Annotated in this window: 15 protein-coding genes; 6 read left to right on the forward strand and 9 right to left on the reverse strand. The window is 45.1% G+C overall.

Annotated features, from left to right (window positions below; translation table 11 throughout):
- Nucleotides 1-494: 494 nt before the first annotated feature.
- From carB to NDI42_RS15525, 3 genes are all read right to left on the reverse strand, one after another.
- The gene (carB, locus tag NDI42_RS15515) at nt 495-3,740 is read right to left on the reverse strand and encodes a carbamoyl-phosphate synthase large subunit (RefSeq protein WP_190458944.1); all 3,246 of its coding nucleotides are present in this window, start codon (nt 3,738-3,740) and stop codon (nt 495-497) included.
- Between the two features lie 439 nt (nt 3,741-4,179).
- A complete protein-coding gene (gene dpsA / locus NDI42_RS15520) occupies nt 4,180-4,734 on the reverse strand; it encodes a DNA starvation/stress protection protein DpsA (RefSeq protein WP_190458946.1) in 555 nt (184 codons plus the stop codon).
- Between the two features lie 19 nt (nt 4,735-4,753).
- Complete coding sequence (locus NDI42_RS15525; RefSeq protein WP_190458947.1) at nt 4,754-4,891, reverse strand: hypothetical protein; 138 nt, start codon at nt 4,889-4,891, stop codon at nt 4,754-4,756.
- A 229-nt stretch (nt 4,892-5,120) separates the two neighbouring features.
- Between NDI42_RS15525 and NDI42_RS15530 the strand changes: the two genes are divergently transcribed.
- From NDI42_RS15530 to NDI42_RS15540, 3 genes are all read left to right on the forward strand, one after another.
- Nucleotides 5,121-5,366: an Asr1405/Asl0597 family protein gene (locus NDI42_RS15530; protein ID WP_190458949.1), complete on the forward strand. Its 246-nt coding sequence runs from the start codon at nt 5,121-5,123 to the stop codon at nt 5,364-5,366.
- 40 nt (nt 5,367-5,406) lie between these two features.
- Entirely contained in the window at nt 5,407-6,066 is a 660-nt protein-coding gene (locus NDI42_RS15535; RefSeq protein WP_190458951.1) for a (2Fe-2S) ferredoxin domain-containing protein, read from the forward strand.
- 120 nt (nt 6,067-6,186) lie between these two features.
- Complete coding sequence (locus NDI42_RS15540; RefSeq protein WP_190458954.1) at nt 6,187-6,723, forward strand: Uma2 family endonuclease; 537 nt, start codon at nt 6,187-6,189, stop codon at nt 6,721-6,723.
- A 38-nt stretch (nt 6,724-6,761) separates the two neighbouring features.
- Here the strand turns inward: NDI42_RS15540 and NDI42_RS15545 are convergent, their stop codons facing one another.
- Nucleotides 6,762-7,736 (reverse strand): metal ABC transporter solute-binding protein, Zn/Mn family, encoded by a 975-nt coding sequence (locus tag NDI42_RS15545; protein WP_242017809.1) that lies wholly within the window; start codon nt 7,734-7,736, stop codon nt 6,762-6,764.
- A 66-nt stretch (nt 7,737-7,802) separates the two neighbouring features.
- Here NDI42_RS15545 and NDI42_RS15550 point away from each other — a divergent pair, with 66 nt between their 5' ends.
- Nucleotides 7,803-8,522 (forward strand): metal ABC transporter ATP-binding protein, encoded by a 720-nt coding sequence (locus NDI42_RS15550; protein ID WP_190458959.1) that lies wholly within the window; start codon nt 7,803-7,805, stop codon nt 8,520-8,522.
- A 44-nt stretch (nt 8,523-8,566) separates the two neighbouring features.
- Entirely contained in the window at nt 8,567-9,448 is an 882-nt protein-coding gene (locus NDI42_RS15555) for a metal ABC transporter permease (protein ID WP_190458961.1), read from the forward strand.
- Nucleotides 9,449-9,482: 34 nt separating this feature from the next.
- On the opposite strand, the gene NDI42_RS15560 is transcribed toward NDI42_RS15555, so the two are convergent.
- From NDI42_RS15560 to NDI42_RS15570, 3 genes are all read right to left on the reverse strand, one after another.
- A complete protein-coding gene (locus tag NDI42_RS15560) occupies nt 9,483-9,734 on the reverse strand; it encodes a hypothetical protein (RefSeq protein ID WP_190458963.1) in 252 nt (83 codons plus the stop codon).
- 61 nt (nt 9,735-9,795) lie between these two features.
- Complete coding sequence (locus NDI42_RS15565; RefSeq protein ID WP_190458965.1) at nt 9,796-10,854, reverse strand: WD40 repeat domain-containing protein; 1,059 nt, start codon at nt 10,852-10,854, stop codon at nt 9,796-9,798.
- Nucleotides 10,842-11,810, reverse strand: a complete 969-nt coding sequence (locus NDI42_RS15570) for a CobW family GTP-binding protein (RefSeq protein WP_190458967.1) — start codon at nt 11,808-11,810, stop codon at nt 10,842-10,844. Before NDI42_RS15570 ends, NDI42_RS15565 begins: the two co-directional genes overlap by 13 nt.
- 640 nt (nt 11,811-12,450) lie before the next feature.
- Between NDI42_RS15570 and NDI42_RS15575 the strand changes: the two genes are divergently transcribed.
- A complete protein-coding gene (locus NDI42_RS15575; protein WP_190458969.1) occupies nt 12,451-12,969 on the forward strand; it encodes a hypothetical protein in 519 nt (172 codons plus the stop codon).
- Nucleotides 12,970-13,008: 39 nt separating this feature from the next.
- Here NDI42_RS15575 and NDI42_RS15580 read toward each other — a convergent pair whose 3' ends face one another.
- Together NDI42_RS15580 and NDI42_RS15585 are read right to left on the reverse strand one after the other, a co-directional pair.
- The gene (locus NDI42_RS15580) at nt 13,009-13,137 is read right to left on the reverse strand and encodes a hypothetical protein (protein ID WP_277876892.1); all 129 of its coding nucleotides are present in this window, start codon (nt 13,135-13,137) and stop codon (nt 13,009-13,011) included.
- A gap of 147 nt (nt 13,138-13,284) precedes the next feature.
- Entirely contained in the window at nt 13,285-14,952 is a 1,668-nt protein-coding gene (locus NDI42_RS15585; protein WP_190458970.1) for a tetratricopeptide repeat protein, read from the reverse strand.
- Nucleotides 14,953-15,121: the final 169 nt, after the last annotated feature.

Consider the following 15,121-nt stretch of genomic DNA (forward strand, 5'->3'; position numbering starts at 1 on the left):
ATCTAATTTTAAAATACCATTGTACTGTAATAGATTACGGTATTGGGTATCCAATCTTTACGCCTTTTGGCTGAAAGTTTGGTTACAAAAAACACACAGAATTTACCTACATAGGGATAGAGGTCATTTCAGTAATCGTTGCTTATGCCTTCTATCCCAAAATACTTCTGCAAGGTTAATAATAGTTAATATATGTTTTAGGGATTTTATTTTAAGTAAGTTGTATGTAACATTTTATTATCAAAGGAGTAATTAAAAATACCTACTTCAGGATAGAGGGGTGATCTCGATGATTTCCTTAAAATCAAATAGAAAGAAATAAGCTGTCACCCATTCAAATTGCAATATCAATTAATCGTTTAATCGTTTTTTGTCAGATGTTGGTCGTTAGTTGTTGGTTGCAAGTAATATCTTGCACAAATGTGAAATAGAGGCGGTAGCCTCCCTTCCCTCGTTTCCAGGGAAGAGAGGCTAGAAACGGGCTTTTGTCGGGTTTATTTGTGGCTACCGATATATTCTTGCAATGACTTCACCTGCAAGGGTTGAGACTGCAATGAACGAATCGCCGCCGCTGTTGCTTTGGCACCAGCAATAGTTGTGATCATCGGGATTTTGTAAGTTAGAGCGCTCCGGCGAATCAGCCGACCATCTGTCTGCGCCTCTTCTCCAGAAGGCGTAGTGATAATTAGCTGAATCTTGCTATTTTTAATTGCATCTAGCACGTGAGGACGACCCTCATGCAATTTCAGCACCAGTTCAACATCTAACCCATTCTCTCGCAATACTTTCCTGGTGCCTTCGGTTGCCATTATCTGGAAACCTAATTCCATCAGGTTTTTCACCACAGACACAACCGCCGCTTTATCGCGGTTGTTCATCGACACGAACACCGTCCCAGATAAAGGTAAACGCTGTCCTGCTGCCAATTCTGCCTTAGCAAAGGCTGTCCCGAAGTCGGCACCAATTCCCATCACTTCGCCAGTAGAGCGCATCTCAGGGCCGAGAATCGTATCTGTGCCAGCGAATTTCTCAAAAGGCAATACCGCCTCTTTGACCGCAATGTGACTTGGCATCACTTCCTCGGTAAATTTCAGAGATTCCAGCGTCGCACCTGCCATAATTCGGGATGCTAAGCCAGCTAAGGGAACTCCGGTGGCTTTCGAGACATAAGGCACGGTACGCGAGGCTCTGGGGTTGGCTTCGAGGATGTAAACTTGTTCGCCTTGAACAGCAAACTGGATATTCATCAATCCGATGACTTTCAGGGATTTGGCTAGTTCAACCGTCCATCTGCGAATTGTCTCCAGCACTGGTTCGGAGAGGGAAGTATACGGCAACGAGCAGGCAGAATCTCCGGAGTGAATTCCTGCTTGTTCAATATGCTCCATGATACCGCCGATTACTACTTTGCCAGTGTGGTCTGCGATCGCATCCACATCCACTTCAATCGCATTCTCTAAGAATTTGTCGATTAAAATGGGATGCTCCGGCTCTACTAAAACCGCATAAATCATGTAGCGCTGTAAGTCCTCATCGGAGTAGACGATTTCCATCGCCCGCCCTCCCAATACATAAGAAGGACGTACCACAACCGGGTAGCCAATACGCTTGGCGACAGCTAGAGAATCTTCGTAACTCCGAGCCAGACCGTTTGCTGGCTGCTTGATATCGAGTTCCCGCAGGATTTTTTCAAATCGCTCTCGGTCTTCAGCAGTGTCAATCGAATCTGGCGAGGTTCCCCAAATTTTAGCTGTTATTTCGGGGTGGGATTGCAGATATTCCTGTAAAGGTAAAGCCAATTTCAACGGTGTTTGACCGCCAAACTGGACAATAATTCCTTCTGGCTGTTCCGCCTCGATGATGTTGAGTACATCTTCTTTGGTCAGCGGCTCAAAATACAAGCGATCGCTTGTGTCATAATCTGTGGAAACTGTCTCTGGGTTCGAGTTGACCATAATTGTCTCAAACCCTTCTTTGGATAAGGCATAAGCCGCATGACAACAACAGTAGTCAAACTCAATCCCCTGTCCAATGCGGTTCGGGCCACCGCCTAAAATCATCACTTTGCGCTTATTAGAAGGCAACACCTCCGATTCTTCCTCGTAGGTCGAGTAGTAGTATGGAGTTAACGCCTCAAACTCAGCCGCACAAGTATCCACTGTCTTGTAAACAGGCACGATACCCAACGATTTCCGATAATCGCGGACTTCATCCTCTGTGGTTTTAGTAGCATAGGCGATTTGGCGATCGCTAAATCCCTGCCGCTTAATATCCCACATTTGTTCCTTCTTCAGGTCTTTGAGCTGACTCCGCTTCAGGAACTTCTCGGTTTCCAACAGTTCCTGCATCTTATCCAGAAACCACAAATCGATTCCGGTGAGTTCATAAATCTCTTCCCCTGTCATCCCCATCAAAAAGGCATGACGCACTGTAAAAATCCGTTCTGGGTTCGGTGTCCGCAAACCAGCCCGAATTTGCTCTAATGAAGGTAACTTCTCCTTCTTATCGCATCCCCATCCGGCGCGTCCTGTCTCCAAACCACGCAAAGCTTTTTGGAACGACTCGCAGAACGTCCGTCCCATCGCCATCACTTCTCCCACCGATTTCATCTGCGTTGTCAGCACCGCTTGAGAACCGGGAAATTTCTCAAATGCAAATCGGGGAATCTTCGTCACCACATAGTCAATTGTCGGCTCAAACGAGGCTGGTGTTTTCTTAGTGATATCGTTGGGAATTTCATCTAAGGAGTAACCCACCGCCAACTTCGCCGCCATTTTAGCAATCGGGAATCCCGTCGCCTTAGATGCAAGCGCGGAACTGCGGGAAACTCGCGGGTTCATCTCAATTACAATCAATTCGCCTGTAAGTGGATTTATGGCAAATTGAATATTTGAGCCGCCCGTCTCTACCCCAATCTCACGGATAATCTTAATTGAGGCATCCCGAAGCCGCTGGTATTCCTTGTCTGTCAAGGTTTGCGCTGGCGCAACGGTAATTGAGTCCCCGGTGTGAATACCCATCGGGTCAAGGTTCTCGATTGAGCAGATAATCACTACGTTATCTGCCAAATCGCGCATTACTTCCAGTTCGTACTCTTTCCAACCCAGAAGCGACTTTTCCACCAGAATTTGTGACATAGGAGAAGCATCTATACCTCCCTGTGCCATTTCTTCAAATTCTTCTTGGTTGTAAGAAATACCGCCGCCCGTGCCGCCGAGGGTGAAAGCGGGACGGATAATTAAGGGGTAGGAGCCGATTTCGCGAGCGATCGCTTTCGCTTCTTCTAGTGTACTAGCAATTCCCGACGGACAAACTGGCACCCCAATTCGTGCCATCGCTTCTTTAAATAGCAGGCGGTCTTCAGCTTTCTCAATAGCTGGTAATTTGGCTCCGATTAACTCAACACCGTACTTGTCCAATACTCCATTCTTCGCCAGCGCCACGGCTAAATTTAGAGCAGTCTGACCCCCCATCGTTGGCAATAAAGCATCAGGTCGCTCTTTTTCTATCACCTTCTCCACCACGTCTGGTGTCATCGGTTCAATGTAGGTGCGGTCAGCAGTTTCCGGGTCGGTCATAATCGAAGCTGGGTTGGAATTGATCAACACCACTTCATATCCTTCTTCCCGAAGCGCTTTACAGGCCTGAGTCCCTGAATAATCAAACTCGCAGCCTTGTCCAATGACAATTGGCCCGGAGCCTAGTAGCAAAATTTTATGAATATCATTGCGACGGGGCATATTTGTTAGTCCTAGCGTAACCGTTGTCAAGTCCTGATCATTCTACGGGGTTTCATCCTATTCCTGGCGGGTTATTGGGTCTATTTTTCCAAGATTTGATGACTTATGACTTATGGAGTGGGAGCTTACTTTTGTTACTCTCATTCCCAGGCGACCGCCTAGGAATGAGAGTAACTGGTGCGTATAGCACAGGTTGTTTCTGGCAAAAGTGGATTTTTTTTGTTAAGCAGCGTTGACAAATCCAATCAATAAATTTATAGTTTTAGATCGTATTTCCCTGTGCATCAATAACGAAAATGACAGAGAGAGATAAAGTATCTCGTCTCTGCCATAGGTTCTCCTCTATTAAAAGAAAGGCAGTTGGGGTGCTTAAAGCTGTCTTTCGTTTGAATATTTTGGCTTATTATAGCTGAAATTGACCAAGTTGTACAGCTAAATCTTAGTTATTGCCAGACTGGACAAATCCCAGAGTTAAGCTGTCATGGGCAAGGAAGTGCGCCAGATGATAAGCACGCTCCTCAGTTTTGAGTAAAATTTGTTCGTAGAGATAGCGAGTAGCGCGATCGCCCAAACTTTCTGCTTGCGCTGCTTGACGACGAATCAACCCAATCATAGCTTGTTCAGCAGCTAAATCGTGTTTGACCATCTGAAGGCAGGAAAAAACACCTTCGTCTTCCGGAGTAAAGCAGCACAGTTCTGCTAACTTGGCAAAGCCAGCCACTGGTACGCCACCGAGTCCATCCAAACGTTCGCCAATATCATGAACGTGTCCCTGCACCTGTTCGTAGCTTTCGCTGAAGAACTCGTGCAGCATATAGAATTCTGAACCTTCAACTACAAAATGATGCTTTTGATATTGCAGGTACAGCGCCTGAAAACTTGCTAGAGCAATATTGAAGCCTTCACAAACTGGTTCAGTAACGCTGCGCTCCAGCAACACCGGATTGTCATAAACCTGACCAAAGGAGCGTAATACACTCTGAGTTTCCGACATTATCGTGTTCTCCTTTTCATTAAGCAACCGTTGTTGCTAATAAAGTCAGTGTATCACGCACTCCCTGTTTTGGCTCAAAACTAGCAGGGGTAAAGCATTCCTGCCAAAGTTTATTGGTAAATACAAAGCCTTTTAGCTTGCCAAATTTATCCTCCATGACTTCCTGGAGAAAGGGTTTCGAGCCTTCCGCATCCGCCTAGGGATCGATCCAATTTCTGTCATATTTTTAAATTATTGGCTAAGCTAGTTGAGAATTGTTAGCGTTTGGGTTATATGTAGTTATGTAGGAAAAGACGGGCGAAAATCCTTGCTACCGAAGATTTCACCGGATGTCAGGAAGTGGAGGAGAAAAAGTAAATGGTAATTTCTCGCGTTTGTAGAGACAAATGAATCCAATAGAGCCAAAAGTCGAAGCCAGCCTTGTTGTTGCAGTTAAGCCAGCAGATCGGTGGCAAGTCTATTACCGCTTGCAAGAACTAGACATACACTGCGGATGTTCGATTAACCAGCCTTTATGGGTTGATGTGCACAGCGTTACCGGTGCTGTCCAGGTGTGGAGTGTTGTCAGACAGTTAACGGTATCCCGCCGCGACTTGGCGAGGCATCTTGAGCGATGTTGGCAATCCCTGTAACTATCCAAAAGAACTTGAAAAAGAGGATTTAATAACAGCTATGTCTAAAGAAAACTATCAAGTAGCACAATTTCATCTTCAAGGATGGTTACTGGGTTTTGTAGTTGAAGATGGTTATAAAATAAAAAGTCTGCGACTCGCCACTTCCGAGGGTGAAGCTCAAATCAAGCTTTCCAAAGAAGGTCGAATTTCCCTTTTCAGATCGGCAGTGAAACCGGGTTCTTGGGTGGAAGTTTTTGGCGAAAGAAAGCTAAAGCCCAAAAATGGCGAAATTAAACTAAAAGCTTATATTGTTAAACCAAGTGTTGCCCCCAATCAAGAGAGGGAAGTTGCACAAGTAGAGGCAATTCAGGAATTGCCTACACCTGCAAAAAAAATTCCCCTCCCGTCCGGTGTCAAAACGACAATTTTGGTGTGTAAAAAGTCAGATTGTTGCAAGTTGGGTGCTAATAAAGTTTGTCAGGCTTTGGAAGAAGGTTTGCGCGATCGCGGCTTGGACGACCAGGTTACGATTAAGGGGACTGGCTGCATGAAGCGTTGCAAAGCAGGGCCGAATATCGTTATGCCGGATAAAACCCGCTACACTCGGATTGACGCTAAAGAAATCCCTGAAATTATAGATAAACATTTTCCAGATGAGATGATATCCCAAGAGCTAGCTGCACCTCGTTTGGAGTGCGAAACAGCTAGGGTTCGTTAATAATTTTTCGTAATTTATAGATAATACATACCCCCAACTTCTTTTGATCAGGAAGTTGGGGGTATCTGCAATGTACAGGCTGCCATAATATTAGTACCTGACCAAAGCGAGTAGATGAATATGGCGATCGCTACTGTAACCGAAAGCTTCTCTTTAGAAGACTTTATGGCTAATCCCCCCGAAAACATGGAGTGGGTGGATGGACAACTTGTGGAGAAAATGGGAATGACGGTAAAACATAGTATAGTTCAGACTAGATTAGCTTGGGGCTGGAAAAATTTCATTACCCAATCTGGACAAGGAGGAGAGGTTGCTGTAGAACTTCCCTGTCGAACTTTAAAGCAGGGTCGTCGTCCGGATGTATCCTATCTAACAGCGGAATTGATAGCACAGTTTGCTGAGGTAGGAGCATTACCACAAAGTCCACCGCTAATTGCTGAAATCGCTTCTCCAACCGATTCAGCCGAGGATTTGTTTGCCAAAGCAAGCGAGTATTTAGAATCGGGCTGTCAGGAAGTTTGGCTGGTATTTCCTGAGAGTCGTCGGGTATTATTAATTACTCAAAGTCAGACATTAGGGTTTAACACTGGGGATGTGGTAAGCACGCAATTGGTAATCACAGGATTTAGTGTCGCGATAGATGAATTGTTAGCTTGAAGCTCTATGTTAAGTAGGGTGATTGCCTGCCTTATTTATTAAGGCTGACTATAATTTTTCGACTTTAAATGAGTATATTTTCCTCCCAATCCTTCAACAAGGGTGCGCGTATTGGCAATCAGCATTCCTTGGTAATTTTCGCCTTCGGTTCCTGATGCACCGAGACTATCGGCAAACAGTTCTCTGTCTGAAACTTTGACATTCGCCTCTTTAGCTACTGCTTCAATCAGTCTGGGGTTTGTCGTCGTTTCTGCAAAAATTGTGGGGACACCAACATTTTTGATGTCTTTAACGAGTGCTTTCACTCGCGCGGCTGCGGGTTTTTCTTCGGTACTCAGTCCACCCAATGCCCCTTCAAAGGACAAGCCATAAGCTTTGACATAGTAACCTAGCGCATCATGAGTTGTAACTAATTTGCGTTGAGTCGGGGGAATTGTGGCAACTTGAGTTTTAATCCAAGTATCTACCTGCCGGAGTTCACTTGTTAATTTTTCGGCGTTACTGTTATAAAGTGCCGCATTGCTAGGGGCTAATTTTTCCAAGTTGCTGCGTATGGTTTCCACAATCCGGATGCCATTTTTGGCATCGTGCCAAACGTGAGGATCGGGAACGGTTTTGTCATCCTCCTGAAATGGTTCGGGGTTGGGAACTGCAATCTCATTCACGGCAATTTTGAGGGCTGGATTTTTAGTTGCTTGAATTAATTTAATTAAACTTGGTTCAAAATCATAGCCTGCGTAGAGAATTAGTCTGGCGTTCTCAATGGCTTTTCGATCTTCCGGTTTCGGTTGATATAGGTGCGGATCGGTGCCAGGATTAATTAAGCAGGTGAGATCGATGGTGCCTTGGGCAATTTCTTGTGTTAAGTCACACAGAATATCGGTGGTTGCTACGACTTGCGGCTGATTCGAGCTGGCATTTGCCAGTATGTTTGTCGAATCTCTTGGTGCTGAATTACACCCCCATAGCCCAAAAGCGATCGCTATTTTGGTAATTCCCAAGTTTAATTTCATCTTCTGTAACATTCCGAGTCAATAAATGCTTTAATAATGATTATCATTATCACGATATAGTCGATCATGTTAGAGGTTCAGCATTTAGCTGTCAACTACCGGGGAGTTTGCGCGTTAGAAAATGTCAGTTTTCGTTTGGAATCAGGGCAAGTGGTGGGGGTGATTGGGCCGAATGGAGCGGGTAAGAGTACGATGCTTAAGGCGATTCTGGGCTTGATTCCGGCAAGGAGTGGGGTGGTGAAGTTTCGCGCCCGTTCTCTAAAACAGCAGTTGCAGCAGGTGGCGTATGTGCCGCAGCGATCGCAAATAGACTGGGATTATCCGATTACGGCTTGGAATGTGGTGATGATGGCGCGGACTCGTCATACAGGTTGGTTTCGCCAACCCACCTGTCAATCTGAGGAAGTTGTGGCGGCGGCGTTGCGGCGAGTGGGGATGCTGGATTTGCGAAAAAGGCAGATAGGGGAGTTGTCGGGGGGACAGCAGCAACGGGTATTTTTGGCACGAAGTCTTGCACAGGAAGCGGAGTTATTCTTTTTTGATGAGCCGTTTATCGGGATTGATAAGAAGACAGAAGAAGTTATTTTTGATATTTTTGCGGAACTGAAGGCGGCTGGAAAAACTCTTTTGGTTATTAGTCACGATTTGGGTGAAAGTTTGAGTCAATATGATAATTTTTTGTTATTGAATAAACAGTTAATTGCGACTGGTTCGCGTCAGGAAGTCTTTACTGCTGCTAATATTCAAGAAGCTTATGGCTACAATTTAAATTGGTTTGCTACTTGAACAGAGTTTTAATTGAATTACTAATAACCAATGACTAATAACTAATGGCTAACTGGCTAATTGAACCATTGAGTTTTGAGTTTATGCGTCTGGCGATCGCGACTGCGGTTATGGTAGGCGTTCTTTGCTCTGTGGTAGGCAGTTATTTGATTGTCCAACGCATGGCATTATTGGGGGATGCGATCGCTCATTCGGTTTTGCCGGGGCTAGCGATCGCATTCTTTTTGGGCGTTGATATTCTCGTTGGTGCTTTTATTTCAGGTACTATCAGCACTTTTGTGGTTGCCTGGATTCAGTCTCAATCACGAGTAAAGATTGATGCCGCATTGGGGTTGGTTTATTCGGGTTTCTTTGCCTTGGGCGTTACTCTGATTACTCTTTTGAGAAGTAAATTGGATTTGAATAGTTTTCTATTCGGAGATATTTTAGGCGTAACCAGTGCAGATGCTCTGAGAACTTTCATTATTACTATTATTGTTTTATTGTTAGTCAAGCTTTTTTATAAAGAACTTTTGTTTTATACTTTCGATCCGTTAGGCGCACAGGCTATCGGATTGCCAGGTAATTTCATTCACTTTGGATTGATGGCAGCGATTACTCTCACTATTATTGCTAGTATGCAAGCAGTAGGAGTTGTCTTAGTCGTTTCGCTGTTAATTGGCCCTGGGATTACTGCCTATTTATTAGTAAAAGAATTGCACCTAATGATGGGATTAGGTGCAATAAGTGCGGTAACTGCTAGTGTCAGCGGCTTGTATATTAGCTATTACTTGAATGTCCCATCTGGACCAGCAATTGTGTTAGTTGTCTCTGGATTGTTTTTACTAGCCTTGCTGTTTAGTCCTTCCCAAGGAATTTTGACTCAGGCGGGAACAGCTAATCGTTCGACAAAGATTTTGCGACAAATGAAACAGTTGAGGCGGTGATGGGGGTTAGCGCATCGCCGCCTCTGCATCCTGACTAAAGGGTAAACTGACCTTGCATTTGACTCAAAGCCTTTGTGCAAGCAGCGCAGCTGCAACTCATGTGGTCTTTGATTGGATTACTCGGTTGTACAGATGCGGAAACTTGTTGATCCGCTACAACAACTTGTGCAGATGGTGCAGACAGCATGGCATTTGAAGCTTCAGCGGCTTGTGCTGCATTAGCTAACAGTAACATTGATGCCAAAATTACAGGGGAGGCTAGCATTGCCAGAGCAGTTTTGTTCATAATTTAGAAGCTGACAGTTTTTGATGGCATTATAGCCAATAAACAGTCAGCTAAGTTTTGCTCAACGGCGACCAAATCCTTGACCACGTTGGCTTGGCGACCAAATTAGTATTTCGCCATTGTTCCCCCCGGCGGCGAGTGGATGTCCTTGGGGATGCCATGCAAGGCAGGAAAAGCCGTCAGGTGCGCCTTTCAGGTGTTGCGCTAGGCGCGTGGCTTTGTGCCAGAGAAACACGCATCCGTCTTCGGATGCTGAAGCTAAGAGGAAAGTGTCTGGTTGAAAAGTAATGGCTTGCACGACTTCTGTGTGCCTTTCTAGCACTCGACCTTCCCAAGCGCGAGAGACATCTGGGTGCTTTTCCCAGACGACAATACATTCGGCGCTGGCGCTGGCTAAGAGGGGCGCACCTGTTTTTGTCAGTGCTTGCGACCAAGCTAGGTGGCGAATTTTACCGGGGAACCCTCGCATCACCCAAGGATGGGGATTATTCCACTCTAAGACGGTGATGGTGCGATCTAGATTGCCAGAGGCAAGGTATTTGCCATCAGGCGACCAAGCGATCGCTAAACTAGCAGAATCAACCGACATCATATAAGGATCGTCATCCCAATCTTGGGGATTCCAAATTTTCACCCCTTGATAGCCGCCAACTGTTAACCCCTGACCGTTGGGATGCCAATTAATATTTAAAACCGAAGATTCGGCAAAATCTAGAGTTGTAGCAATTTCTCTCGTATCAGCATCCCAAACTTGTACGAAGCGCCCCAAACTGAAAGCTAACAAATTACTGTTGGGACTCCAAGCCATCTGGTCAACCCAAGTGGGTGCATTGGATAAAGTTGCAATTAATTCCCCAGAATTTAATTCCCAAATTTTTACTTGTCCATCTTGTCCGCCTGCCGCTAAAAATTGACCGTCTTGAGAAAAAGCTAAGCAGTCTACAGAATTAGCATTCGCTGATTGGAAGAGGGTGGTTTCCTCACTTTGCAAAAGCATCACTTCTCCGGCGGCGGAACTTGCCGCTATTGTGCCATCGGGCGACCAAGCAACAACTGTCACGTAATCGGAGAGGGTTCCTTGCGTCGCCAATTTAAGCAGCGGTTCTTTTACGCTAGGCATCCTTGAAAGTCCTCTTTTAGTTGCGCTTCGTTGAGATTGCGACCGATGAAAACAAGTTCATTTTTGCGTTCTTCGTCGGGTTTCCAGGGACGGTCAGGGTTTCCCTCAAATAGCATATGTACGCCTTGGAATACATAGCGACGGTCTTCGCCTGCAATATTGAGAATCCCTTTCATCCGAAAAATATCTTGACCCTGAGTTTGCAATAGGGAACTTATCCAATTGCTGAGCTTTTCAAAATCAAGTGGTTTCGCTTCCACCAAAGCAATTGAATACACGGTTTCATCGTGTTCGTGGGCATCTTCATTTAAAAATTGTGGGTCAATTTCCAACGCCCGATTTAAGTCAAATGCTCCTACTCCTAAGAGCGCATCCATCTCTAACTCGGAGTTGCGGGTGCGGTAGATTTTGGCGATCGCATTCATTGAGCGAATCCGCTTTTCAAGCTCATCAAGTTGTTCTGGTGTCACCAAGTCAGTTTTGTTCAGCAAAATCACATCGGCAAAGGCAATCTGTTCCTGCGCTTCCTCCGCCTCCCAGTGATTCCAGATGTGGAGAGCATCTACAACTGTCACTACAGCGTCTAACTTTACGCGATCGCGCATATCCTCATCCACAAAAAATGTCTGAATCACAGGCGCAGGATCGGCGAGTCCGGTGGTTTCAATCACCAAATGGTCAAATTTATTCCGCCGCTTCATCAAGTTGCTGATAATCCGAATCAAGTCGCCACGCACGGTACAGCAGATGCAGCCGTTGTTCATCTCAAAGATTTCTTCATCGGTATTGACAATCAGTTGGTTATCAATCCCCACTTCCCCGAACTCGTTGACTATCACCGCCACCTTCAGCCCGTGTTCGTGAGTCAGGATGCGATTCAGGAGCGTTGTCTTCCCCGCGCCCAGGTATCCAGTGAGAACAGTGACGGGAATGGTGTTTGTCGGCGCTTGTACCATGACGGATTCCTCTAGCTTTGTAATAATGATTATCATTATTACATTATGAGCGACAACCCAGAGGGAGGGTAAGGGCGCAAAGTGGTGTTGCTCTTAGCACAAGCCCTCCTTGACGAGCCTTCAGTGAAAAAAACAGATTTTCATCTAAAACTTAACGATAATCAGAAAATAGATAAGAAGAAAAGAAGCAAGCATTCAAAGCTCAAAGAGAAGCATTTCGTCAGCGTTACCAGGTAATTTTTAAACAAGTTCAGCCTAAGTTTATTGATCACGTCAGAAAACCAAAATGCTCCTCTGTAGCTTTTGCAAATCAATGAAACAGGGGTATCTGGGACGATATGATCGAGAGCAATTTGGACGATTTTGAGGTCAATTAAGCGCGCTCGCTTTCGCCGAGCTAAGTGGGAATTGTTCAGCACGTTTAGCCGATTCAGCTTCTTGCTTGGCGGTTATTAGGAATTGGTATTAGCGGACAGTGTAGCTGGCTTATTTTTCCGCAATCATTTATGCAAGAAAGCCTTGAAAAAGTGTAAGCTTAGTTAACACCATTTCAAGCCAATCGTTGCTCGTTTGAAATGATGGTCGTTTGAAGATATCGAAAAGTAATCGCGTCAATAGTATTTTCAAGGATTGAACGACGATGAAGATCCTAAAGAAAACCGAACAAGTCTTGATTATTCAAAGAGGAACGAAAGCAGAGTTTTTCCTCGGCACTGCTTTTGTGATGCTCTGTTTTCTACTCATGATAGGAGGATTTTTATTCGCAATCAGCATAAGCCTTGGTATCGGATGGTGGGGATTTCTCTTCTCACCTTTAGCAGTATGGGCTTTTTGGCTTGCACTTCGTCGTTTTTTGTCAAATGAAAAAATAGTAACTATATATAGATTAAATAAAGCTACTAACCAAGCAACTATAGAGTTTCAAGGGTTGAGACAATCTAAAGTTGTTGAATTGCCACTCCATGAAATTCGCTCAGCAGAAGTAACGTTTCTAGACTCACATTACATCGGGTATGGATATACACACATACGTTCTCAATTTTACTTTCTAATAAATTCAAGAAAAGCACTTGCTTTGGATCTGGCAATTGGGATGGGTGAGAAGCGCGAGCTAGAGGCAATTGCTCGCTACTTTCGAGAATTTCTGTCCAACAGCTAATACCGTAAACCCCTTTTTGCTAACAAATCAAAGTTTTAGTCATCGCCAGCTAACAAGCCTCTGCACCGAAACGTGACAAGCTGGTTGGGTTGCAGAGGTTGCTTGTATCCGGTGAGCTTGGTCGTTTTCAATTCCAGTCAGCTTGCTCACAGGGCAAGAGAATCGCATCTCCCGCAGCTGTTATCCACCTCAACCACAGCCGATTGATACCGCGAAAACTTCCCCAAGATTGTTGAGTCTTGCAACTTCCCCTACTTTGTCACTAATTTCTTGGGCAATAGCTAAGGTTTGTGGATAATTCTCCAACGCTTGAGGTTATTTTCCCAGGCGGCGGTTAACTTCGCGAATATTGTTGAGCGTCGTCCTTTCTCCCGCCTTGTCACCAATTGCTTGAGCAATGGTTAAAGCTTGTTGAAGATAATCCAACGCTTTGGGATACTGTTCCAGGCTGTCGTAAACTCGCCCAAGATTGTTGAGCGTCGTACCTTCTTGCGCCTTGTCACCAATTGCTTTGGCAATGGCTAAAGCTTGTTGATAGTACTCCAAGGCTTTTGGGTACTGTCCCAGGTTGCTGTAAACTACCCCAAAATTGTTGAGCGTTGTACCTTCTTGCGCCTTGTCACCAATTGCTTTGACAATGGCTAAAGCTTGTTGATAGTACTCCAACGCCTTTGGGTACTGTCCCAGGCTGTAGTAAACTAACCCAAGATTGTTGAGCGTCGTACCTTCTCCCGCCTTGTCACCAATTTTTTGGCGAATGGCTAAAGCTTGTTGAAGATACTCCAATGCTTTTGGGTACTGTCCCAGGTTGCGGTAAACTTCCCCAATATTGTTGAGTGTCATACCTTCTCCCGCCTTGTCACCAATTTTTTGGCGAATGGCTAAAGCTTGTTGATAATAATCCGACGCTTTTGGGTACTGTCCCAGGTTGCTGTAAACTGCCCCAAGATTGTTGAGCGTCGTACCTTCTTGCGCCTTGTCACCAATTGCTTTGGCAATGGCTAAAGCTTGTTGATAATACTCCAACGCCTTTGGGTACTGTGCCAGGCTGTAGTAAACTAACCCAAGATTGTTGAGCGTCGTACCTTCTCCCCCCTTGTCACCAAGTTTTTGGCGAATGGCTAAAGCTTGTTGATAATACTCCAACGCCTTTGGGTACTGTCCCAGGTTGCTGTAAACTGCCCCAAGATTGTTGAGCGTCGTACCTTCTCCCGCCTTGTTACCAATTTTTTGGCGAATGGCTAAAGCTTGTTGATAATACTCCAACGCCTTTGGGTACTGTCCCAGGCTGTAGTAAACTACCCCAAAATTGTTGAGCGTCGTACCTTCTCCTACCTTGTCACCAATTTTTTGGCGAATGGCTAAAGCTTGTTGAAGATACTCCAACGCCTTTGGGTACTGTCCCAGGCGGCGGTTAACTTCCCCAAGATTGTTGAGCGTCGTACCTTCTTGCGCCTTGTCACCAATTGCTTTGACAATGGCTAAAGCTTGTTGATAATACTCCGACGCTTTTGGGTACTGTTCCAGACGGCGGTAAACTTCCCCAATATAGTGGAGAGCGGCTCCTTCACCTTGGCGCTCCCCAATTGCTCTGACAATAACTATAACAGATTGAAACGTCTCTAAAGCTTCTCGAAATTGACTTTGCTGATATTGCTTAACTCCTACTTGATACAGCCGCAACGCCTCGTCATTGCGTTGTTCTCTAGTTGGTGCTTGCGCCAAAGCCGCATTGCTTCCCCAAGTAATCCCTACAACTTGTAACGGACAACTCAACGAGATGAGCAAGGTGGCAGTAATAACGCTAAGGCGATGAAGATGAGGATACATAGCAAAATTCTCTGTCAGTGGGTTAGCGAACTGCTTATATCTCGCTCCCATTTTAGGGAAATTATGCAAAGATTTACTTAACTTATTGAGAGCCGAAGATTCCCAAGAGTGCGATCGCGCAATATCTGTTTTTCTTCTAGGATGGCCATTCACAGAAATTGAGCCTTATCGCCAGTTAGCTTAAACTGACGATAAAACTCACTCATCAATAGACCTCTTGCAAAAGTCGATGCTGAGGTAATATGGGGTCTAAACAAAGGCGCTCGCAAAAAACGGGTGAGCGATCACGCAGTCTGATTCATAAGAATATCTGATGAAATAC

The sequence above is a fragment of the Funiculus sociatus GB2-C1 genome, assembly GCF_039962115.1.
GTDB lineage: Bacteria > Cyanobacteriota > Cyanobacteriia > Cyanobacteriales > FACHB-T130 > Funiculus > Funiculus sociatus.